This is a genomic window from Vibrio parahaemolyticus (assembly GCF_900460535.1).
In the GTDB taxonomy this organism is placed as follows: domain Bacteria; phylum Pseudomonadota; class Gammaproteobacteria; order Enterobacterales; family Vibrionaceae; genus Vibrio; species Vibrio parahaemolyticus.
This window is the reverse complement of sequence record NZ_UHIL01000001.1, coordinates 836,634-858,132: the sequence shown is the minus strand read 5'-3', so window position 1 is coordinate 858,132 and position 21,499 is coordinate 836,634. Positions and strand designations below refer to the sequence as shown.

The 21,499-nt window shown below is 45.8% G+C and carries 15 protein-coding genes and 1 pseudogene; 6 read left to right on the top strand and 10 right to left on the bottom strand.

The window, feature by feature from the left end; translation table 11 throughout:
* Nucleotides 1–87 precede the first annotated feature (87 nt).
* The 3 genes from DYB02_RS04365 to DYB02_RS04355 all read left to right on the top strand — a co-directional run bounded on the left by DYB02_RS04365 (nucleotide 88) and on the right by DYB02_RS04355 (nucleotide 3,964).
* On the top strand, nucleotides 88–1,620 hold the full coding sequence (locus DYB02_RS04365) for a bifunctional GNAT family N-acetyltransferase/carbon-nitrogen hydrolase family protein (RefSeq protein ID WP_005464264.1): 1,533 nt from the start codon (nucleotides 88–90) through the stop codon (nucleotides 1,618–1,620).
* A gap of 222 nt (nucleotides 1,621–1,842) precedes the next feature.
* On the top strand, nucleotides 1,843–2,430 hold the full coding sequence (locus tag DYB02_RS04360) for a DedA family protein (RefSeq protein WP_031822889.1): 588 nt from the start codon (nucleotides 1,843–1,845) through the stop codon (nucleotides 2,428–2,430).
* Nucleotides 2,431–2,596: 166 nt separating this feature from the next.
* Entirely contained in the window at nucleotides 2,597–3,964 is a 1,368-nt protein-coding gene (locus DYB02_RS04355; protein ID WP_005464256.1) for a Na+/H+ antiporter NhaC family protein, read from the top strand.
* A gap of 75 nt (nucleotides 3,965–4,039) precedes the next feature.
* Here DYB02_RS04355 and DYB02_RS04350 read toward each other — a convergent pair whose 3' ends face one another.
* From DYB02_RS04350 to DYB02_RS04340, 3 genes are all read right to left on the bottom strand, one after another.
* Nucleotides 4,040–4,879: a beta-keto acid cleavage family enzyme gene (locus tag DYB02_RS04350; RefSeq protein WP_029805093.1), complete on the bottom strand. Its 840-nt coding sequence runs from the start codon at nucleotides 4,877–4,879 to the stop codon at nucleotides 4,040–4,042.
* The gene (locus DYB02_RS04345) at nucleotides 4,870–6,201 is read right to left on the bottom strand and encodes an aspartate aminotransferase family protein (RefSeq protein WP_041955841.1); all 1,332 of its coding nucleotides are present in this window, start codon (nucleotides 6,199–6,201) and stop codon (nucleotides 4,870–4,872) included. Before DYB02_RS04345 ends, DYB02_RS04350 begins: the two co-directional genes overlap by 10 nt.
* A gap of 207 nt (nucleotides 6,202–6,408) precedes the next feature.
* Nucleotides 6,409–7,677 (bottom strand): O-acetylhomoserine aminocarboxypropyltransferase/cysteine synthase family protein, encoded by a 1,269-nt coding sequence (locus tag DYB02_RS04340; protein ID WP_005496305.1) that lies wholly within the window; start codon nucleotides 7,675–7,677, stop codon nucleotides 6,409–6,411.
* Nucleotides 7,678–7,971: 294 nt separating this feature from the next.
* Here DYB02_RS04340 and DYB02_RS04330 point away from each other — a divergent pair, with 294 nt between their 5' ends.
* Entirely contained in the window at nucleotides 7,972–9,717 is a 1,746-nt protein-coding gene (locus tag DYB02_RS04330; RefSeq protein ID WP_020904175.1) for an amidohydrolase, read from the top strand.
* 154 nt (nucleotides 9,718–9,871) lie between these two features.
* Here the strand turns inward: DYB02_RS04330 and DYB02_RS04320 are convergent, their stop codons facing one another.
* The 3 genes from DYB02_RS04320 to DYB02_RS04310 all read right to left on the bottom strand — a co-directional run bounded on the left by DYB02_RS04320 (nucleotide 9,872) and on the right by DYB02_RS04310 (nucleotide 12,668).
* Complete coding sequence (locus DYB02_RS04320) at nucleotides 9,872–11,008, bottom strand: lipase family protein (RefSeq protein WP_005464246.1); 1,137 nt, start codon at nucleotides 11,006–11,008, stop codon at nucleotides 9,872–9,874.
* Between the two features lie 20 nt (nucleotides 11,009–11,028).
* Nucleotides 11,029–11,595: a DUF6795 domain-containing protein gene (locus tag DYB02_RS04315; protein ID WP_041955808.1), complete on the bottom strand. Its 567-nt coding sequence runs from the start codon at nucleotides 11,593–11,595 to the stop codon at nucleotides 11,029–11,031.
* A 152-nt stretch (nucleotides 11,596–11,747) separates the two neighbouring features.
* Nucleotides 11,748–12,668 carry a LysR family transcriptional regulator gene (locus tag DYB02_RS04310; RefSeq protein ID WP_029805099.1) on the bottom strand — a complete coding sequence of 307 codons (921 nt, stop codon included), beginning with the start codon at nucleotides 12,666–12,668 and terminating at the stop codon, nucleotides 11,748–11,750.
* A 107-nt stretch (nucleotides 12,669–12,775) separates the two neighbouring features.
* Between DYB02_RS04310 and DYB02_RS04305 the strand changes: the two genes are divergently transcribed.
* Nucleotides 12,776–14,032: a D-amino acid dehydrogenase gene (locus tag DYB02_RS04305; protein WP_029805102.1), complete on the top strand. Its 1,257-nt coding sequence runs from the start codon at nucleotides 12,776–12,778 to the stop codon at nucleotides 14,030–14,032.
* Nucleotides 14,033–14,336: 304 nt separating this feature from the next.
* Nucleotides 14,337–15,891, top strand: a pseudogene (locus tag DYB02_RS04300) (alanine/glycine:cation symporter family protein).
* A gap of 104 nt (nucleotides 15,892–15,995) precedes the next feature.
* Here DYB02_RS04300 and DYB02_RS04295 read toward each other — a convergent pair.
* The 4 genes from DYB02_RS04295 to DYB02_RS04280 all read right to left on the bottom strand — a co-directional run bounded on the left by DYB02_RS04295 (nucleotide 15,996) and on the right by DYB02_RS04280 (nucleotide 21,362).
* Nucleotides 15,996–16,976, bottom strand: coding sequence for an HAD family hydrolase (locus DYB02_RS04295; RefSeq protein ID WP_024703694.1), 981 nt, complete (start codon nucleotides 16,974–16,976; stop codon nucleotides 15,996–15,998).
* A 185-nt stretch (nucleotides 16,977–17,161) separates the two neighbouring features.
* The gene (locus tag DYB02_RS04290; RefSeq protein ID WP_005460258.1) at nucleotides 17,162–17,752 is read right to left on the bottom strand and encodes an acetate uptake transporter; all 591 of its coding nucleotides are present in this window, start codon (nucleotides 17,750–17,752) and stop codon (nucleotides 17,162–17,164) included.
* 171 nt (nucleotides 17,753–17,923) lie between these two features.
* Entirely contained in the window at nucleotides 17,924–19,627 is a 1,704-nt protein-coding gene (locus DYB02_RS04285; protein ID WP_029845832.1) for a chitinase, read from the bottom strand.
* Nucleotides 19,628–19,841: 214 nt separating this feature from the next.
* Nucleotides 19,842–21,362, bottom strand: coding sequence for a Na+/H+ antiporter NhaC family protein (locus DYB02_RS04280; protein ID WP_029806455.1), 1,521 nt, complete (start codon nucleotides 21,360–21,362; stop codon nucleotides 19,842–19,844).
* Between the last annotated feature and the right edge of the window lie 137 nt (nucleotides 21,363–21,499).

Below are 21,499 nucleotides of genomic sequence, written 5' to 3'. Positions count from 1 at the left end.
TCACCTACCGCGCCTCAAATGTAAGTATGGTTAAATTTGTGGCATTCTCATCCATACTATTTGAAAAGGATAAATGGATAGTAGGATATGGACAGCAACACGCCAAGACTCTCTTTACGTACCATTGAGCCGACCGATTACCCAGAGCTCGCGGAATTAATGGACCTCGTTTTTCCTGATGTAGGCGGCTCATGGCCACGCCTGACCATCATGGATCTCATTCATCAGTTTCCCGATGGACAAATCTGTATTGAGGATAACGGCAAAATTGTCGGCGCAGCGCTGACGATCAAAGTGGACTACAACCGATTTTCACTTCCTCACCTGTACACTGACATCATCACCGAAAATAACGTCATTCAGAACCAAGTGACAGGCGATGCCATGTATGGCCTAGATGTGTTTGTTCACCCTGATTACCGTGGGCTTCGCTTGGGCCGACGTCTTTACGACGCGCGCAAAGAGTTGTGCCGCAGCAAAAACTTTAAAGCAATACTAGCCGGTGGCCGCATTCCGAATTACCACCAATACGCGGATGAACTGAGCGTTGCAGAGTACATCGACAAAGTAAAACGCCGCGAATTGCACGATCCGATCCTCTCCTTCCAGCTTGCGAATGACTTTGATGTTAAACGCATCATGCGTGGCTATTTGCCAGAAGATAACGCCTCAAAAGGCTACGCCACGTTGCTAGAGTGGGATAATTTTTTCTACGAGGAAGACATTCAATCCGTTCACGACATTGAGAAAACCTTGATTCGTATTGGCGTGGTGCAATGGCAAATGCGCGCGATGAACGATTTGGAAGACTTGCTCGATCAAGCCGAGTTTTTTATCTCCTCTCTGGCCAACTACAAAGCCGACTTCGCTTTGTTTCCCGAGTTCTTCAACGCTCCGTTGATGGGATTGCAAAACGATCAAAACTCGGTTGAAGCTATTCGCTTTCTTGCTAGCTTTACAGAAGAGATCAAAAACCGTTTCTCGCAAATGGCGGTCACTTACAACATCAATATCATTGCTGGCAGTATGCCGCTCATCGAAGATGGCAAGCTCTACAACGTAGCGTACTTACTGCAACGCGATGGGGAAATTAACGCTCAGTACAAAATCCACATCACGCCACACGAACAAAAAGACTGGGTAATTGATGGCGGCGATAATGTACAAGTGTTCGAAACCGATGCTGGTAAGGTCGGCATTCTGATTTGTTACGACAGCGAGTTCCCTGAGCTGGGTCGAATGCTCGCCGAACAAGGCGCGCAAATTATCTTTGTGCCATTCTGGACCGATACCAAAAACGGCTATCAACGTGTGCGGATCTGTTCTCAATCTCGCGCGATCGAAAACGAGTGTTATGTAGCGATTGGCGGCAGTGTCGGCAACTTACCGCGCGTGGACAACGTGGACATTCAATATGCTCAATCAGCGGTGTTCTCACCTTCAGATATTTATTTCCCACACGATGCCACATTGACGGAAGCCAGTGCAAATACGGAAATGATCATCTTTGCCGATGTTGACTTAACCAAGCTGAAACAGCTCAACACCGAAGGCTCGGTAACGAACTTGCGCCATAGACGCCTCGATTTGTACGGTGCGTTCACAACACCAAAAGAGTAACCTGAGACCCAAGCCATGGTAGTGACCGCTCGCCGTCGCGAATCAAACGGCGAGCGGAATCCAGCGCAACAGCGCATCAGGTAAACACCATTATCAGAGGTGTGTCAGTTTTTCTCGGGAATGAGAAACAAGAATTGACCAGAGAAAACAACAGGAGTATCACTCCAATTTCCTTCCAATTTTATTAGAGGAAAGCATTTGGAACACATTAACGCTTTACTCATATCCATGAAGCCTCTGCTGGAGCAGTACGGCTACCTTGCGCTTATTGTCAGCATCTTTTTTGAAGGTATTGGCATTCCCATGCCTGGGCAATCTTTGATGATCGCAGCATCAATTCTGGCCTCAGAACAAGTCATGAATCTGAGTATGGTTATGGTTATATCTTGGCTCAGCTGCTTTTTGGGCAATACTTGTGGCTACTTACTTGGTTACTACTTTGAAGGATGGCTAGATAAAAAAGGTTACATCTCTGGCCCTAAAATGCAGAAGCTCCAAATCACCATTCAAAAATATGGCCCTGCTTGTTTGGTGGTCAGCCGATTTATTGAAGGGATGAAGCAATTTATGCCTCTGGCGTGTGGGATAGCAAAAATGCCACGCAGAGAGTTTTTACTCGGCAACGCACTCGCTGCCACCATTTGGGTTTTGGTGTTCAGTTTACTTACGCATTTTGCATTTGAGCACCTCAGCGCACTCAGCCATTTATATAGCCACTACAAATACGCAATCTGGGCGAGCGCCGCGGTTGTGTTCGCATTGATGATCCTAGGCTTGCTTAAGCGAAAAAAAACAAAATCGTCGCTATAAATGTACTTTCAATAAAGGCTCTTGGTATCAGTAAGATAGATGCCATGAGCTTTTTTCTTTCATCCAAATACAAAAATTACGCAGCCATTTAGACGTCTAGACGTTGACAATAAAAGTCGGTGAGATTAGTCTGCTCACTTCTCTTATTATTATCTTTGTCGTTTACATGTCCGGTTCCCAACAAACTACTAAAACAGTTGCACCGTCTGCGGTCGCACTGATCCCATTGATCGTATTCCTTGCGCTATTTATTGGCGTAGGCACGTACTTATCTTTGCAAGGTGTTGAATTTGCCTTCTACCAGCTGCCAGCACCAATTGCGGTATTACCAGCCATCATCATTGCGTTTCTTCTCAGCAAAGAGAAACTTAACCGCTCTATTGAACATTTTATGCGTGGTGTTGGTCATCAAGACATCATCGCGATGTGCATGATCTACTTGCTTGCAGGTGCGTTTGCTGCCGTTGCAAAGGCTTCTGGCGGTGTCGATGCTACCGTAAACTTAGGTCTATCTGCCATTCCGACCAGCATGATTTTGCCTGGTATTTTCATGATCTCAGCCTTCATTGCGACAGCGATGGGCACTTCGATGGGCACCATCGCTGCCGTTGCACCTGTGGCTTTGGGCATTGCTCAATCTGCAGGTATGAGCTTGCCATTAACCGCTGGTGTTGTGCTCAGCGGCGCGATGTTTGGTGATAACCTTTCTATCATCTCTGACACCACCATCGCGGCAACGCGCTCTCAGGGCTGTGAAATGAAGGACAAGTTCAAAGAGAACATCCGCATTGCACTGCCCGCAGCACTGGTTGCTATGGGTATTTTTGCGTTCAACAGCACTGCGACTCAAGTGCCAGAGACAGGCCCAATTGAATGGTTAAAAGTGCTACCGTACGTCACCATTTTGATTTTGGCGGTTTCAGGGCTTAACGTATTTGTTGTGCTGACTATCGGTATTTTACTGGCGGGTGGCGTAAGCTTGGTTTCGATTGACGACTACGGTCTAACGAACCTAGCGCAAGACGTGTACAGCGGTTTTGGCAACATGCAGGAAATCTTCCTACTATCGATGCTGATTGGTGGTCTGAGTGAATTGATGCGTCGTCAAGGCGGTCTTGCTTTCCTGACCAACTTAGTGAGCAGCATGATCCACGCGTTTGGCTCTAGCCATTCAAAACACGCGAACAGCCGCGCAAGTGAGCTAGGTATCGCGGGCTTGGTTTCTATGGTGAATGGTTGCACGGCAAATAATACGGTCGCCATCATCGTATCGGGTAGCGTGGCGCGCCAGTTGGCGGAAGAGAACAATGTCTCTCCTCGTCGCTCAGCAAGCTTGTTGGATATTTTCTCGTGCGTGGTACAAGGCATTTTGCCCTACGGCGCGCAAGTATTGTTGCTAGGCTCAGTATTTAACCTTTCTCCATTAGAAGTGGTTGCCAACTCTTACTACTGTTTCGCGCTGGCAATTGCAGCCATTGTGGCGGTGTTTATCAAACACCCAGCTCGCCAACCCGCAGTGCAAACCGAAAACTAACGACAAATACCGAAAAGGCTCCGATGGAGCCTTTTTGCTTTCCGTTCTTCTTTATTTTCCTTGCTTCAAACAGATTCACTTTAAAACTGAACGCAAACTTTGCGCACTGTGTAAAGGAATCGCGAAGCGATGCGCCACATCGCGTAGAGCCTCCACCTGATCCGCGTTACTGATTGCTAATTCGCCTGCCACATCGAAGTGGTTATTCTCAAACCCAACTCTCACATCGAATCCAAGTAACATCGCACTCGCTAAACAGTCTTGCTCTCGCGCGCCAAAAGCACAAATGGCACATCGAATTTCTTCCTCGACAAAACGCGCCAAATTCAAACCTCGTAAATCCCATGGCGAAGACTGTTGAGCTTGGTGATAACGCCCTAACACCACTAAGGCATGCTGATACGTTTTAGGTAACACGCCCGCATCGCGTAGTTGGAAATAACGTTCAATGTCGGTTGCATCGTAGAGAATAATTTGGCTCACGATGCTGTTCTCTGCCAACCAATGGAAAAAGGCATGCCCTTCTTTCTCACTTGCGCGATCGGGGATTAACTCCCTCAATGCGAAAGAAGCAGCTTCAGGTTTCACAGCTTTGACTAACGCCCGCTGTTGTGGCGGAGAATATAAACCCACTGCCTCTGTGGTGAGCTGAACCATCATGGTTTCTCCCACCGCTTCTTTCACGGCATGGTAAATTTCCATGTTGTCGTCGATGTCTAATGAATGACGTCCCTTGGCGTCTCTAGCATGCAAATGGATCATGGCAGCCCCTGCTGTTTGACAAGCGATAGCCTCTGCAACCAGTTCGTCCGTTGTCATGGGTAAGTTGGCGTGATCATGCTTGGTTTTTCTTGCGCCGTTTGGAGCCACGATAATGGCGATAGGTTCTCGCAAATATTGGTTTGCTACTTCCATGTCTCCGCCACCTCTTTTAACGTCAGTGAGAGTTTGCCGACTAGTTCATCAATATGATGAGACTGAATAATGAATGGCGGTGCGAGCAAAATATGGTACCCATTAACGCCATCAATCGTTCCGCCCATTGGGTAGCACATTAAGCCATTTTCCATTGCTCGCTGTTTGATGCGTTTGTCTGCCAATGTGGCTTTACTCAGAGGCGACTTGCTTTCTTTATCCGCCACCAGCTCAATGCCAAAAAACAAGCCTTTACCACGAATGTCGCCAATGTACGGTAAATGGGCCAATGCAGAAGTAAGCTCATTACGCAGCAAAGCACTTTGCCGATTCACCGCCGTTAATAAGTCATCTTGGAAGATGGTTTCAATTGTTGCCACGGCGGCAGCGCACGCCATAGGGTGCGCCATAAAGGTATGACCGTGTTGGAAAAAACCGCTTCCATCAGCAATAGCTTGATAGACTCGATCATTAGCAACCACCGCGCCAATAGGTTGATAACCCGCACCAAGCCCTTTAGCCATACAAACCAGATCGGGCTCTGCCTCTTCTTGCTCAAACGCAAAAAAACTGCCACTTCGCCCAACGCCACACATGACTTCATCCAAGATCAATAACACATCGTATTGGTCGCATATTTCGCGAATACGTTTGAAGTAACCTTGAGTCGCAGGCACAGCTCCAGCGGTGGCTCCCACAATAGGCTCGGCGACAAAAGCCATTACATTCTCAGCCCCCAACTCAAGAATTTTTGCCTCTAGTTCATTCGCCGCTCGCAATGAGTAATCCAATTCCGACTCATGACTCTGCTGATAACGATAAGCATAGCAAGGGGCAATGTGATGACTCGGATGCAAGATAGGTTTGAACGGTTCACGTCGCCATTCATTACCACCGACCGCCAGAGCTCCCAACGTATTGCCGTGATAACTTTGCTGACGCGCAATGAATTGCTTCTTCTCTGGCTTACCTGATTCCACAAAATACTGCCGCGCCATTTTTAGTGCCGACTCCACCGCTTCTGATCCGCCACTGACTAAATACACATGGTTGAACTGCTCAGGCATATGCTGACAAATCAATTCCGCTAGTCGCTCACTGCTGTCACTAGTAAAAAATCCAGTATGAGCAAACGACACTCGCTCGAGCTGTTCCAACATGGCTTTTTTAACGGCTTGATGACTGTGGCCAAGGTTTGATACCGCAGCGCCGCCACAAGCATCGAGGTACTGTTTTCCTTGTTTATCGAATAGATAAACACCTTCACCTTTATCGATGATTGGCAGCGTGGCATGGCAATGACGGTGAAATACGTAAGACATTTGAGTCCCTTCCAATGTGTAAGATTTGCACACATCATCAGGAACAACCCCAAATGCGACAAGGGAATAAATTTCACCCACCATGAGCTTTTGGAATACCACAACCCAAAAACACTAAAACCTTTGATATTTAAACAATAAAACAAAAACTGGCCAGCTTTTTTAAAGGCTGGCCTATGGGTAACCAAAAGCTAAAAAAGAATCGTTTTACGCGTTTAGTGCCTGTTCTAAATCGGCTAGGATATCGTCAATATGCTCAATACCTACAGATAAACGAATCATCTCTGGTGACACACCAGCTTGTTTTTGTTCTGCTTCGCTCAACTGACGATGAGTCGTCGATGCTGGATGACAAGCCAATGATTTTGCATCGCCAATGTTCACCAAACGCTTAAAGATTTTCAGAGCGTCATAAAAGCGCACACCTGCTTCATAACCGTCTTTTAAACCAAACGACAAAATCGCAGAAGGCTTACCTTTCATGTATTTTTCAGCGAGGTTGAAGTGTGCTGAACTCGGCAAGCCGGCATAACTCACCCAACTGACTTTGTCATGCTGTTCCAAGAATTCAGCCACTTTGAGTGCATTCTCAGTATGGCGTTCCATACGCAGCGGTAACGTTTCTAGCCCTTGCATAAGCATAAATGCATTCATCGGTGATAATGCCGAACCGGTATTACGCAATGGTACGGTACGCGCGCGCCCGATAAATGCTGCCTCACCAAACGCTTCGGTATACACCACGCCGTGGTAAGAAGGTTCTGGTTGGTTGAAAACGGGAAAGCGGCCTTTGTGCTGCGCCCAAGGGAATTTACCGGAATCCACAATCACGCCACCCAATGTGGTGCCATGCCCACCAACGTATTTAGTGAGAGAGTGAACTACGATATCCGCACCGAACTCGATGGGTTTGCACAGCACTGGCGTCGCGACGGTGTTATCCACAATCACAGGCACGCCTTGTGCGTGAGCAAGCTCCGCCACACGTTCTAAATCAATGATATTACCCGCAGGGTTACCAATGCTCTCGCAGTACACCGCTTTGGTATTTTCATCAATTAACTCGGCCAAACTTTCTGGCTTGTCATCTTTGGCAAACTTCACTTGAATACCTTGATTTGGCAGCATGTGCGCAAACAAGGTGTAAGTACCGCCATAAAGTTGCGGCGTAGAAACGATGTTATCGCCTGCTTGCGCTAAGGTCAGAATCGCATAGTTAATCGCTGCACTCCCCGCACTCACAACCAATCCAGCAATGCCGCCTTCTAACGCCGCCATGCGTTTTTCCAGAACATCGTTAGTCGGATTCATGATGCGAGTGTAGATATTACCCGGCACTTCCAAGTTAAACAGATCAGCGCCGTGCTGCGCGTTATCAAACTCGTACGCGACCGTTTGATAAATCGGCGTCGCGACAGATTTAGTGGTAGGGTCAGTTTCGTAACCAAAATGGATGGATAGCGTTTCGTCTTTCATGTTCTTCCTTGAGCGTCATCGAGATAAATCGTGGACTTATCTTATCATGCCGACTTTTTAACCTCAGAACCTCGTTATGGGTCACATTGCCCAAGTCCAGAAACGTTTATGAAATGGGAAAAGGTAACATTTTTGATATTCATCGATAGGTATAACTTGCGCTTGATTGAAAGTCTTTAATCTTGTTGATAATCCTCCTTCAATATGAACTAAAGTGAATGTGACCTATTGAGTTCTCAAACTCATTGAGATGGGAGCAATAGGCAAAAAACTTACTCTGTATGGAGATGACCGATGAACAAAAACTGGATCCCCATTGCCCTATCTGGGCTTGCTTTAACGGGGTGTTTTTCTGAAGAAGCGAAAGAAGTAGAAGCCGTCGCCGAGCCACTCAAAGTAACCGCCGCAGACAAAATTTATTATGGTGGCGACATCCTAACCATGGCTGGCGATAAGCCAGAGTACGCCGAAGCCGTCGCGACATTAGGCGAGAAAATCATTTATGTCGGCAGCAAAGATGGAGCGATGGAACACAAGTTCGGTAAAACACAGTTGGTCGACTTAAAAGGCAAAACTATGTTGCCTGGCTTTGTTGATCCGCACAGTCATGTGTATGGTGTTGGTCTGCAAGCCATGGTCGCAAACGTGCTGCCATCTCCTGATGGCGAAGCCGATACCGTTGCGAAAATCATAGAAACTCTGAAAAATGCCGAGAACAATAATACGCAACGCCTATTCATTGAGAAAACGGGGTGGATTTTAGGTTTTGGTTACGACGACGCCCAACTGGATTACTACCCTACCAAAGCGGATCTCGATAAAGTCAGCACAGATAAGCCTGTATTGATCATTCACACTTCGGGGCATTTGAGTGTCGCAAACAGTAAAGCCTTAGAGCTAGCAGGCATCACATCAGAATCGGAAGATCCAAAAGGTGGCATTATCCGCCGAATGGAAAACAGCCAAGAGCCAAATGGTGTCCTAGAAGAAAACGCGCACTTTGCAATGCTGTTCAACCTCAATAAGTTGATTGATTCAGAACTTCAAGATCGCATGTTAGAAGCCTCACAAGGTATGTACGCGAAATATGGCTATACCACAGCTCAAGAAGGACGAGCGACATCAGAAGGTTATGAAGCGATGAAACGCGCGTCGAAAAACGACAAGCTGATGATCGACTTGGTTGCTTACGCCGATATGGTATCGAGCAGTGATTTTATGGACTCGGAATACAACACGCCAGAGTACACAAACCATTTCCGCATCGGTGGCGTAAAGCTGAACTTTGATGGCTCTCCACAAGGTAAAACGGCATGGCTAAGTCAGCCTTACTTCCACCCGCCACATGGACAAGATAAAGACTACGCTGGCTACCCAACCTTTGAAGATCAACAAGCTTACGATTACGTAGAAACGGCCTTTAAAAATGAATGGCAAGTGCTGACGCATGCCAATGGTGACGCTGCGATCGAGCAATTTATCAATGCAGTGACCAAAGCAAATGAAAAGCTAGGAAAACAAGACCGCCGACCTGTACTCATTCACGGCCAAACCATGCGCCAAGACCAAGTGGATCGCTTAGCTGCGCAAGGCATCTTCCCTTCTCTATTCCCAATGCATACTTTTTATTGGGGTGATTGGCATGTGGACTCGGTGCTCGGCCATCCTCGTGCCGATTTCATTTCACCAACTCAAGCGGTGAGAAAGGCAGGGTTAAAGTTCAGTACTCACCATGACGCACCTGTTGCGCTGCCAAGTTCATTCCGAGTATTGGATGCGACCGTCAATCGCACCACCAGAACTGATAAAGTACTGGGTGCAGATCAGCGCGTTGACACGTACACCGCTCTGCAAGCCATGACCATTTGGCCAGCTTACCAACACTTTGAGGAGTCGTATAAGGGTTCTATCGAAGTGGGTAAGAATGCGGATTTAATCATCCTCGATAACAACCCGATGAAGATTGAACCTAAGGCGCTAAAAGACCTAAACGTGGAAGAAACCATCAGCAGAGGTCAATCGGTTTATCAACGACAGTAATCCAAAATAAAACACCGCCGCTATCAAGGCGGTGTTTTCTATCTGACTCACCAAGCACTTTATCTATTTGCTCGCCACTAGCTTCACTAACCAAGTAGGAAACTTTTCGTATTTAAGAATAAACCACACCTAAGCAAAAGAGGATTAATCAAAATCAGAAGGTCGTTTTGAGGGCGGCTTTAACAGCCTGATTCAACTTACTTAGCACCAATTCAAACACCCAACGAATAAAGGAATAAGTAAATTTGATCGCGATATTTGCACCTTTCCCCGCAAATACCAACATGTGGCCAAGTAAACCTTTTACGCGTTCAGAAAATTCGCTAGAGAGTTCTGAAATTTTGACGATTGAACGAGCAATCGCGTCATATATAGTAGCAATAGCAGAACCTACATTTTGCAGGGCAAAGACTGACGCCGCAGCCCCACCATCAACTAACAACGTAAGGAGCGCTGCCGAGATCTTATCTGCCCAATCAGCAGAAGGTGTGGCTTGAAGTCGATTCTCATAGTTTAAAACGACGCGTTTAAAAGTGGAGCTTGCCTTTTGAAAGCCAAGGCTATCCCAGGTTGCAGTCTGTGTATAAGAACTGTACTCCGCCATAAAATGTGCGCTAGGAAAAAGACCTTGAGCACGATTCAATATGTACTCCGAACCATCATAAGGCACATGATAAAAAGGCCATACTGGCGCTTTTGTTACGGGGTCCGCACCATTGACACAACGGAAGTGCGTCGATATTCGAGATGATGAGTTGATCGAAAAAGATTTCATTCCGACTCTTGGTGAGCCAAAAGTATATAAGTTAACTCTGCCTTTAAACTCTGGAGAAGCAGAAATCCAATTAGCAACCAGAGTCGCTAATGCACCACCTAAACTGTGTCCAACACAATGTATAGTACCGTTAGCGGTTACCGGATTATCACGAAGAAAACGAGTTAAACCTTTTCTCATAGAATAGAACGTAGTTTGGAATCCCGAATGGACGGTCTCTCCGGTATCTGTTCCTTTCCCGCTACACGTTAAGTCGGTAATCCCATCAGCTAATCCTGCTGTACCTCTAAAAGCTAAGACAAGGTCATTTTTATAACGCTCACTTTTTCCCTTTCCTAGCAGAGCAAACCCTGTTTCAGGACGAAAGAAAAAACCACCACTTGTACCTACCGCTACTTTCGAAAAACCAAAGTGATTATCAACAACAGCTGGCAGTTTCACACGTTCAAGATTATGCTTCACTTCGTATGCAATATTACATAGTTCACTCGCCATAAATGGAGAAATAGTGCTCATTAGTTGTTTTTCCTTACTCTTTATTTTTTCAATACGTGGGTATCAGTAGTTTCGTCATATTCGTATGTATTTATTCTCTCGCTATTCCAATCACATACAGAATGAACAGGAGTTCGCCTTGTGCTTTCTGGTGAAATATCAACTTCGTGGATTTGCTTGTTGTTCGATAACTCACAGTCAATATTCATCAGCATCCATCTCAATGAGTCTGCGCCTTCTGTTGGCACCCACGCCCCCCAGACTTCTTTCTTTTCAGACTCGCAATCAACGCAGACATATTGATACACCTTCAAACTCCCGCCAAATATGTCTCCGGGAGCTCGTGACCGAACAATAACGCCAGGAAAGAAAAACTCACCTAGTTCATTGGTTTGGGCTTCATCCTTTAGCGTTTTTCCTTTTTTATATCCTTCATAAAAAAGTTCTCGATGAACCGTTAGCCCAACTTGTGGTTTACCATCAAGCTTAATAACACCACGTACTTCTGGTGACATTTCCACATCGTATTTTTTAAACGGCCAAAACATTGCACTTGCTCCTACCGAAAATAGAGCTAGGACCAATATAAGCGAGTTTTTTTTAGCCATAGCCTTTCTCTATCCATTAGTTATTTTCTAGGATGATATGGAAAAAGATGAGTAAGAGAGAGAAGTTAATAAAGTGAAGATAATTTGTGGGAAGTGGCTCAAGATAATATGTAATTAAGAAATTTATTTTTATTATTTCTTAAACACTTAAATCATCGTCGTGACTCAATCTGCTTCAAAAGCCACTCTCTAAACCGCTCAGTTGACTGGCATCTTGTATTCATGATCAAGTAATACCCAGCATTGGCAGGAATGGGGGCGAATGGAGAAACCAAACGTTTCGTCGTCAATTCATCCTCAATCAACGCCATGCGTGCCATCGCGATCCCGACTCCAGCTTCCGCCGCAGACATCGCCATGTCTGTTCGATTGAAAAAGTGACCGACATCGGTTTTAAAATCCAATCCCATTGCCGAAGCCCAATACAACCACTCATAGTCACGTGTCGCTTTTTCCCACGGCATCGCGTCGTGCAACAACGTAGCCGCTTGCCATTGATTCGCAGACATCGACGATGTTTGATCACCAAAAGGAGTTTTTAGCCACCGATGATCCTCAAGGTATTTAGGGCTCATCACTGGCAGCAATTGTTCATCGAGAATCAACTCGGCATCATGGTCTCGATAAGGGTGAAGAGCGTAGTCAATGGCGACGTCATAGTCTTTCAAATCGCTGTTGACTAGCGCTCCTTCCGCAAAGATCTGCACTTGTATTTCTGGGTTCTCTAGTTGAAAGCTTTCGAGTTTAGGCACTAGCCACTTAAAGGCGAATGAGGGAGTGAGCTTCAAGCGAACCTCATTGATATGCTTTTCTACTCTCAGATCATCAAGCAACTTGCTTAACTCAGAGAAATGCAACTGCGTGGCTTGTTGCAGTTGTATTCCCTTTTCGGTGAGGCGGATCCCTCGAGAGTGGCGTTCAAAAAGAGTAAAACCTAACGACTCTTCTAAGTGGATTATTTGTTGGCTTACAGCTCCTGTCGTAAGGTGTAGTTGCTTAGCAGCGCCCGTAAAACTGGCATGTGCCGCCACTTGGTTAAACAACCATAAACCACTTATCACGTTACTTCTCATCACTAAGCCTATAGTTTTTCTAAACGCTGTATGTAATTTATATCGATTGTTAATAAAAGGTAAAGAAAAGAAACTAACCGCTACTGATAAATGTGTGGAGTACCTCAATGGAAGTCATCGTATTAGGCAGCGGTGTTATCGGTTTAACCTCTGCTTGGTATTTATCTCAAGCAGGCTATCAAGTCACGGTCATCGATCGCCAACCAAGCAGCGCGATGGAAACAAGCTTTGCCAATGCAGGGCAAATTTCTTATGGCTACTCATCCCCATGGGCGGCTCCGGGTATCCCGCTCAAGGCGATCAAATGGCTGATGGAAGAACACGCTCCACTAAAAATAAAGCCGTCGCTCAGCACAGACATGATCAGTTGGGCAAGCAAGATGGTTGCGAACTGCACCTTGCCTCGCTATCAAATCAACAAAGCTCGCATGCTGTCTATCGCCAACCACAGCCGAACTTGCTTAGAACAATTACGTAATGAGCACGCGATTGAATACCAAGGACGCCAGTTTGGTACCTTGCAAGTGTTCCGCACAACTCAACAGTTAACCGCAATCGAAAAAGACCTCAAGCTGCTTGAGCAAAGTGGTACTCGATTTGAGTTGATGGACGTTGAACAGTGCCTTCGACAAGAACCCGGTTTAGCGCTGGTCAAAGATAAAATCGTAGGCGGGTTGTATTTGCCTGATGATGAAACAGGTGACTGCTTTCAGTTTTGCCAACAGCTGACAGAACTTGCGAAAGCGCATGGTGTCACGTTTAAATTCAATACCGAAGTGAGTAATTGGGTTACTGTAGGCAAAAAGATCATAGGTGTCCAAACGAACCATGGTTTGTTTAAGGCAGACCAATTTGTCGTTGCTTCTGGTAGCTTTTCCACTGCGCTTTTAAAGCAGCTCGATATTGATGTTCCAGTGTATCCGGTTAAAGGATATTCACTGACGCTACCGATAGAAAATGAAGAATACGCACCGCGCTCTACCGTCATGGATGAGACTTATAAAGTCGCTATGACTCGATTTGATGACCGCATACGAGTGGCTGGCACCGCTGAACTTGCAGGTTTCGACCCATCCTTGCCACAAAAGCGCAAAAACACGATTGAGATGGTGGTTCGCGATTTGTTCCCTCGCTGCGGTGATTTCAGCCAAGCAGAATTCTGGACCGGATTTCGCCCAATGACGCCAGATGGCACACCAATCATAGGTGCAACGCCATACGACAACCTCTTTACTAATACTGGGCATGGGACGTTAGGGTGGACAATGGCATGTGGTTCAGGGCACTTATTGGCCAATATCATGACAGGTGAAAAAGCCAAAATCATGGAGAACTCAGAGCTCAACTTACTTCGTTACGCGTAAATACTCGCACAAAAATCAAACAGACCTTTATTCCACATACTGCATAATAGTTAGCATTTTTAACTCATCGAATATGCAGCACATTAAAATGACAACGTGCTGCATATTTAATCAAACCAATAAATTCCCCATCTAATTGCGCACAATAATCAACTAGAACCAAATTTTAACAACACCAAGCCATTCTGTGCCCGCCATCACGCTATAAACGATTTATAGACAAAAAAGTTAACAATTGCATTACAAAAAGGGTAATGTGTTGTTTGAAAAATAACCACAAACACAACTAACAGGGAAAATACTCATGCAGTCATTAGTTGATTTTCTGAATGGAATTATCTGGAGCCCAGTACTGATCTACCTGTGTCTTGGGGCGGGTTTGTTCTATTCGATCATGACACGCTTTGTGCAGATTCGTCATTTCTTTGAGATGTGGCGCTTGCTACTTTCGGGCAAAAGTTCAACCAAGGGGATCTCATCATTTCAGGCGCTTGCCGTTTCGCTATCTGGCCGTGTAGGTACAGGTAACATTGCCGGTGTTGCTGCGGCTATCGGCTTTGGTGGCCCTGGCGCCGTATTCTGGATGTGGGTTGTTGCCTTCTTTGGCGCAGCAACAGCATATGCAGAATCCACTCTCGCTCAAATCTACAAAGAAGAAGATGAAGGTGAATTCCGTGGCGGCCCTGCTTACTACATCGAAAAGGCAATGGGGCAAAAATGGTACGCATGGATCTTTGCTATCTCGACCATCTTTGCGTGTGGTGTGCTACTTCCTGGCGTTCAATCCAACAGTATTGGTAACGCGGTAGAAGCAGCATTTGGCTCTGGTGACATGATCGAAACCGCTATTGGTACCTTCAGTTTTGCTAAAATTTTCACTGGTACGGTTGTCTGTGTCATTCTTGCCTTCATCATCTTTGGTGGCGTAAAGCGTATTGCGAACTTCACTCAGATCGTTGTGCCATTCATGGCATTGGCGTACATCATCACCGCTTTCGTTATCATTCTTCTAAACATCGGTGAAATCCCACGCATTATCGGCATGATCCTAGGAGACGCGTTCACTCCTATGGCTGGTGTTGGTGCTGCCATTGGTTGGGGTGTTAAACGTGGTGTTTACTCAAATGAAGCAGGCCAAGGTACCGGCCCTCACGCAGCAGCGGCAGCAAGCGTTGATCATCCTGCACAGCAAGGTCTGGTTCAATCATTCTCAATCTACATCGATACACTACTAGTATGTTCGGCAACTGCGTTTATGATTCTTATCACAGGTGCTTACAACGTACACGGTGCGGTTGAAGGTGCATTCCTTGTGCAAAACCTACCAGCCGATATTGGGGCCAATGGTCCAGTATTCACGCAAATGGCGATTGAAAGTGCTCTACCTGGAGTTGGTAAACCGTTCATCGCTGTTGCACTGTTCTTCTTCGCATTCACCACTATCTTGGCTTACTACTACATTGCAGAAACAAACATTGCCTACATTCGCCGTACCTTTAAAGTGAACGGTCTGATGTTTATCTTAAAACTGGTACTTATCTCAGCCGTGTTTTACGGTACAGTAAAAACCGCAAACCTAGCATGGGCGATGGGTGATGGGTGATGTTGGCGTAGGTTTGATGGCTTGGCTGAACATCGTAGGTATCTTGATCATCTTCTTTATGTCGAAGCCTGCTCTGAAAGCGCTAACCGACTACGAAGAACAACAGAAGCAAGGTGTCACAGAGTTTACGTTCAACCCAGTTGCGCTAGGTATCAAAGGGGCAGATTACTGGGAAGAGAAATACAAACGTAAAACAGGTCAAGCACCAACGACTGAAACTACCGCAACAGACACGGTAGAACAGCCTTCGACCTAAGTTTCTTTCCTTAAAAATAAGAAAAAGCAGTGGTCCGTTCTTCGGACACAACAAAGGGGTTAACCAGTGGTTAACCCCTTTTTATATCAGTCAGATTTGAAATCTTACTTGGTCGGATACACTTGCTTCCAATCGTTTTTCATATCAGCGATTAACCAACCTTTCGCTTTCGCTTCATCCAATCCTTTATCTAGCTTACCAATGCTAGAGGTGCGGTCATATTTCCACTCACGTTGGTCATCCGTGTGATGAACGTACATTGCTAAACGAGGACCAGTACCTGACGTCGTCCATTGCAGCATTTGTAGGTCACCATCTGAGTTGCCAAACGAAGCTATTGGGCGCTTACCAATGTGCTGATAAATTTGCTGCGGTTTTTCCGCTTTGTCGTTATTCACTTCAATGCCCGGTACGCGCTTAACTTGGTAACTACCATCAACATTAACGAACTCTGTAGATAGACGAGTACCAATGATACGCTCGGATGGGATGTTGTAGACATCCGTCGCCCAAGCTCGCATAAAGGCATTGCCACCACCAGACACAATGAAGTTTTTAAAGCCATTGCTATCAAGATAATCCAACAGTTCTAACATTGGTTGATACACCATGTCGGTGTATGGGCGGCCCGTTACGGGGTGCTTAGCCGTACTTATCCAAGCCTGTACAATAGAAGTGAACTCATCGCTGCTCATTCCTGAATGCGTTTTTTGCACCATAGTTAGAACATCTTCTAAGCTCAGCTTATCTATCTGCCCGCTTAACACCAGTGAGTATGGTTTAGTCGTCTTCCAATCAGGGTGGCTAGCCGCTTGCTCTTTAATTTGGTCGAGCACAAACAAGATTTGGAAGTACATCGGCTTTTCTGACCATAACGTTCCGTCGTTATCAAAAGTGGCAATACGATCTTGAGGAGCAACAAAATTGGGAGAGTTAGCGTCAGTAACATCACTGACAAATTGGATAATTGCTTGTTTGGTTTGACCGTCGTTCCACGAAGGCAATGGGTCACTATTTTGCGCCAAAATAGGAAATGAAATCACCGCGACAGCGAGCGTAAAAACATTCAAGAGGTAATTTTTCATCAGTTGTAAACTCTTTATATAGGGGAGTTTAATAATGGAGCATTCTCGAAGAAAAAATTCGCTCTTGGTCACAACAATGTCTTATTCGGAATATTCCTACTTGAAAGCCCAAAAGATTCATAAAATTCAATGAAATAAAAAAGCGGACCTATTGGCCCGCTTTTTCAATGAGTTCGATTTAACGCTTAAGCTGCGACTGCTTCAACTTTACGAGCGATTTTTGCTTTACCTACAGGTAGAACTTCACGACCAAATTCGTTGTTTAGCACTTGCGCCATTGCGAAGTAAATTGCGCTTGCGCCACAGAAGATACCTTCGAAGCCAGCGATAGCACCGATAACTTCGCTACCAGTGAAATCACGAGCAGCAAGCAAGAAGAACAGGATAGTTAGAGAACCAAATACCACCTGCTTCGCTGTTGGGTAACATAGAGAGCCAATGAACATGAAACCAGTGAAGATACCCCAAAGTGCTAGGTACCAACCCATAAAGCTTGCTGGGCTTGCAGGAAGACCCATGTGAGGCATTACGATTAAACCAACCAATGTTAGCCAAAATAGACCGTAAGAAGTAAACGCAGTTGTGCCGAACGTGTCGCCGCGTTTAAAGCACATGATGCCAACGATTACTTGGCTAAGGCCACCGTAAAAGATGCCCATCGCTAGAATCATAGAGTCAAGTGGGAAAAATCCTGCGTTATGAATGTTCAGCAGAATAGTGGTCATACCGAAACCCATCAGACCTAGCGGTGCTGGGTTAGCCAGTTTTGTCGACATGTACAAATACCTTTTTTCAAAAATGTTGATAAAAAATGCGCGCGAATTTTAATGGACACCCAATAAAAAGAGAAAAGCCGTTATTGAAAACTTAGATTCCACAAATAAGCAACAGCACAAATAAAAAAAGACCCTGCTAAAAAGCAGAGCCTTTATAAAGAGTTAAATTATTTATTGGCAGGAAATCTCATCCCAGAACCAGTTGCTCTGCGTTGGGCTTTCCCACACTCCAGGGCCGTTTTTTGCGACAAAGCATTTGTTTTGGTACGTCACTTTATCACCGTTAGCCACTTGAGTTACGCCTGGCTCCCACTGAATGAAGCTACCTGTTACTGGTGGCACTGGCTCAGTGACCGGAGGCTCTGGTTCTGTGACTGGCGGTTCTGGTTCAGTCACAGGTGGTTCAGGTTCCGTTGTTGGCGGCTCCGTAGGAGTGCCTGAAACCAACTTCCAAGGGTCTCCTTTCGTTGGCTCATTACCTTGTGACCACCATTTCGCTTCGTAAACAGCACCTTGGTAAGAAACTTGATCACCAGTGTTGTAGACTTTGCCTGAATCCCAAGCTGCCACGCCACCTACAGGCGGATCGACCGGATCTACAGGGTCTAACTTGTCAACCACACGAACTTCAGGCCAACCCGCATGAGATTGGTAGAAGTTAGTTACACACTTCTCGTAATCACCCGCAACTAGCGCAGAGTAAGCCGTTTGGAAACCAACCAGCTCACATTCAAACGAATGGCCTCCAGGGCGATCTGAGTAGTATTTCCAGTTACCATCCCAGTTAGTGTAAAGCACGTCAGTTGCGCCATTTAGGTTTAGACTGCCGTAAGGCGTTTGCTGCCAACAAGTGTTCTTCTCGTCAGCTTCAATTGGAATTTGGTAGTGTGCCGCCAAACCTTCCCAGTAACGGATACGGTTAACAGGCTGACCTTTATCCTTGTTTTGCTCACCACACTCAATACCACCATTGATCACGTTGATAGTGGTACCGAAGCCGTAACCAATGCCTGCATCAAGTTCACGTTGTGAAGGAACCCAAGTACGGTCAATTACATGTAGCATTGCTGGTTTAGGTGCTTGTGGGGTTAGGAAGAACCAGATAGCCGATGCCAAGTTCAGCCACGAATCCGCAACCAAACCTGGATTTTTCAGCAATACAGATGCATCACCATCAAACATCACTTCAGAGAACGCGCCATAGTTAAAGTGGTAAGAAAGCTGTTTAGCACCACGTCCAAAGTAACCTTGTCCCGGTTCACATGGCCAACGTTTGTTTTGCCAGTCATTCTGACCACAACCTGTCGTGTAACCTTCTTGACCTTCTGACCAGCCCATTTCACGTACGTGAACCAAAGCTTGCTGCCATTCTTCCAATCCAAAAGGATTATCCGATACGTTATCAATCGAAATATGACCACCAGTTTCCTGCGCAAAGTGAGCAAAGGCTGTCACGATCGATTTTTTACAAATCGCATCCGAATCACGGCCATCAGTGTACTCACCACAGAATGCTGGGAATTTACCAATCGCACGTAGGAAACGCGTGTAAGTGTATTCTGGTGCTGCCATTTGAGTCAGGAAGTCCCACTCACTTTCAGGGAACACACGCTCTACACGCTTCACGTTTTCTGGGTTGGTTGCCGCTCCAGAAACAATCGCTTCAACGACTGAGTTAGGACGCGTCTCTAGTGCTTGTGACCAAATGGCATACATAGGGTCAGAGGTTTTGCTTTGCTCCATAGCTTGAACGTCACCACGAGCAATGACATAACCATTCGGATTTTGCGGATCAGGCTGGATATTCATACTTGCATTCGCTTGTGCCGCTAGGACACAACTCAATGCAATAGGAAGATGTTTGAGTGCAAACATGTCTAGTCTCCGGGTTTAACAATACAATATACAAGGAATAACTAGACATATAGTGGATCATATATAAAAAACGCCGAGCGAAGTGAGTTCATTCTGCGAGACAAAATGAATAAATAAGTCCTTGCACACATTTTGTCACAAGAAAAATGTTACCTTGACTCAAAAGAAAAGCGGAGGCTGACTACGCCTCCGTTTGATGATATTTCTATCTCTATTACTCTGCTGAAACAGACTCAAGTTGCTCGGTTGGCTTCTGTTTTGATAGCACATAGTAAATAGCTAACTGAGCGACAATCGCCGCAAGTACAATCACAGGTGAGGCAGCAACGCCTGCCAAAAGAAAGCACCCAAGTGCAATCAAGCCATTCAACACCGCGTAAGGCAACTGTGTACGGAAGTGCTCATACTGTTCACACCCCGCTCCTGTTGACGACAGAATCGTGGTCTCAGAGATTGGAGAACAGTGATCACCAAATAAACCGCCAGATAACACGGCACCAATGCAAACTAGCAAAGGAGCATCAATCGCAACGGCCGTTGGGATCACTAATGGCATCATGATGGCGAACGTGCCCCAAGAAGATCCCGTAGCAAACGAGATAATACCGGCAAGCAAAAAAGCAACGGCTGGCAATAGCCAATACGGGAAACCGGCTTGAGCTTGTTCAGCAATATATGCAGCTGCACCTAATTCTTTCCCAACAGAGCTAAGCGCCCAAGCCAATACCAAGATAACCGCGACAGACATCATGTTTGACATGCCTTTGAGGTACACTTGGATACCATCGGAAAGCTTTCTGACGCCATAAAACGCCATCAGCGCAATTAAAGTGAAGGCCGCGAAGAAGTACGCCGAAGAGAGTGCAGCCCTAAACGTTGAGCCTGCCACTTTTTGAAATGGAAAACCGTGTGGCACCAGGATGCTGCATAGAACCACCAACATAACGAGCAAAGGCGCCCAGACAAAACTGGATTTTGCATTTTTATGCGTAAACACATCCATCGATTCCTGAACTTTGCCAAAGTCTGAACCTTGTTCAGCTAACTGTTCAGCCTTCGCCATCGGGCCGAAGTCCAACTTGAAGAAAGAGACAATCGGCACAATCGCGATCGCAAGAAAGGCATAAAACTGATACGGGATCGCGCCAATGAAAGCATCCCAGTCACTCATACTGACATTCAGGGCAGTAAACTCTTTTTGAATCAATCCCATGATGTAAACGCCCCACCCGATAAAAGGAATCAAGATTGCGACGGGAGAGGAAGTAGAATCGATAATGAAAGCTAATTTTTGGCGTGATACTTTTAACTTATCAAATAAAGGGCGAAAAACAGGGCCAACAATCAGTGGTGTACCAAGGTCTGAGAAGAAAATAACGACACCACCGAACCATGCTGATAGTTGAGCTTGGCATTTACTCGCCACCCATTGGGTAACCTTTTTAGCAAAGGCGACACCGCCGCCGGACTTTTCCATTAAAGCGACGAAACCACCAATAAATACTAACAACAAAATCACACCAGCGTTGTAGCTATCCGTAAGTTGCGGCAGTAGATAGCTTTTCATCAACGCACTAAACGAGTCTAGTGGTCCTTTTTCAACAAAGGTGCCTTCAAGCATGGCGACGCCACTGACCACACCGGCGAACAAACCAACTACGACATTTCTCGTAGTCAGCGCGAGGAAAAGAGTAATAAGGATGGGAATGAGAGAGGTAACGTCAGCCTGTTCCATAGCAATACCATTTTTAATATTTAAACAATAAAAGTGAATATATATTTAATTTAGGCGCGTGTATATATTTCTCATAAAAAAGTTGATCCACCTCTTCACAAATTGGAAGTACAAAAAAACCAGCCCGAAGGCTGGTT

Coding starts and splice junctions, on each gene's coding strand:
- DYB02_RS04340 (WP_005496305.1), bottom strand. CDS start 7,677: ATGAAAGACGAAACGCTATCCATCCATTTTGGTTACGAAACTGACCCT.
- DYB02_RS04295 (WP_024703694.1), bottom strand. CDS start 16,976: ATGAAAAATTACCTCTTGAATGTTTTTACGCTCGCTGTCGCGGTGATT.
- DYB02_RS04365 (WP_005464264.1), top strand. CDS start 88: ATGGACAGCAACACGCCAAGACTCTCTTTACGTACCATTGAGCCGACC.
- DYB02_RS04290 (WP_005460258.1), bottom strand. CDS start 17,752: ATGTCGACAAAACTGGCTAACCCAGCACCGCTAGGTCTGATGGGTTTC.
- DYB02_RS04350 (WP_029805093.1), bottom strand. CDS start 4,879: ATGGAAGTAGCAAACCAATATTTGCGAGAACCTATCGCCATTATCGTG.
- DYB02_RS04320 (WP_005464246.1), bottom strand. CDS start 11,008: ATGAGCACTATTTCTCCATTTATGGCGAGTGAACTATGTAATATTGCA.
- DYB02_RS04285 (WP_029845832.1), bottom strand. CDS start 19,627: ATGTTTGCACTCAAACATCTTCCTATTGCATTGAGTTGTGTCCTAGCG.
- DYB02_RS04345 (WP_041955841.1), bottom strand. CDS start 6,201: ATGTCTTACGTATTTCACCGTCATTGCCATGCCACGCTGCCAATCATC.
- DYB02_RS04310 (WP_029805099.1), bottom strand. CDS start 12,668: ATGAGAAGTAACGTGATAAGTGGTTTATGGTTGTTTAACCAAGTGGCG.
- DYB02_RS04355 (WP_005464256.1), top strand. CDS start 2,597: ATGTCCGGTTCCCAACAAACTACTAAAACAGTTGCACCGTCTGCGGTC.
- DYB02_RS04280 (WP_029806455.1), bottom strand. CDS start 21,362: ATGGAACAGGCTGACGTTACCTCTCTCATTCCCATCCTTATTACTCTT.
- DYB02_RS04305 (WP_029805102.1), top strand. CDS start 12,776: ATGGAAGTCATCGTATTAGGCAGCGGTGTTATCGGTTTAACCTCTGCT.
- DYB02_RS04330 (WP_020904175.1), top strand. CDS start 7,972: ATGAACAAAAACTGGATCCCCATTGCCCTATCTGGGCTTGCTTTAACG.
- DYB02_RS04315 (WP_041955808.1), bottom strand. CDS start 11,595: ATGGCTAAAAAAAACTCGCTTATATTGGTCCTAGCTCTATTTTCGGTA.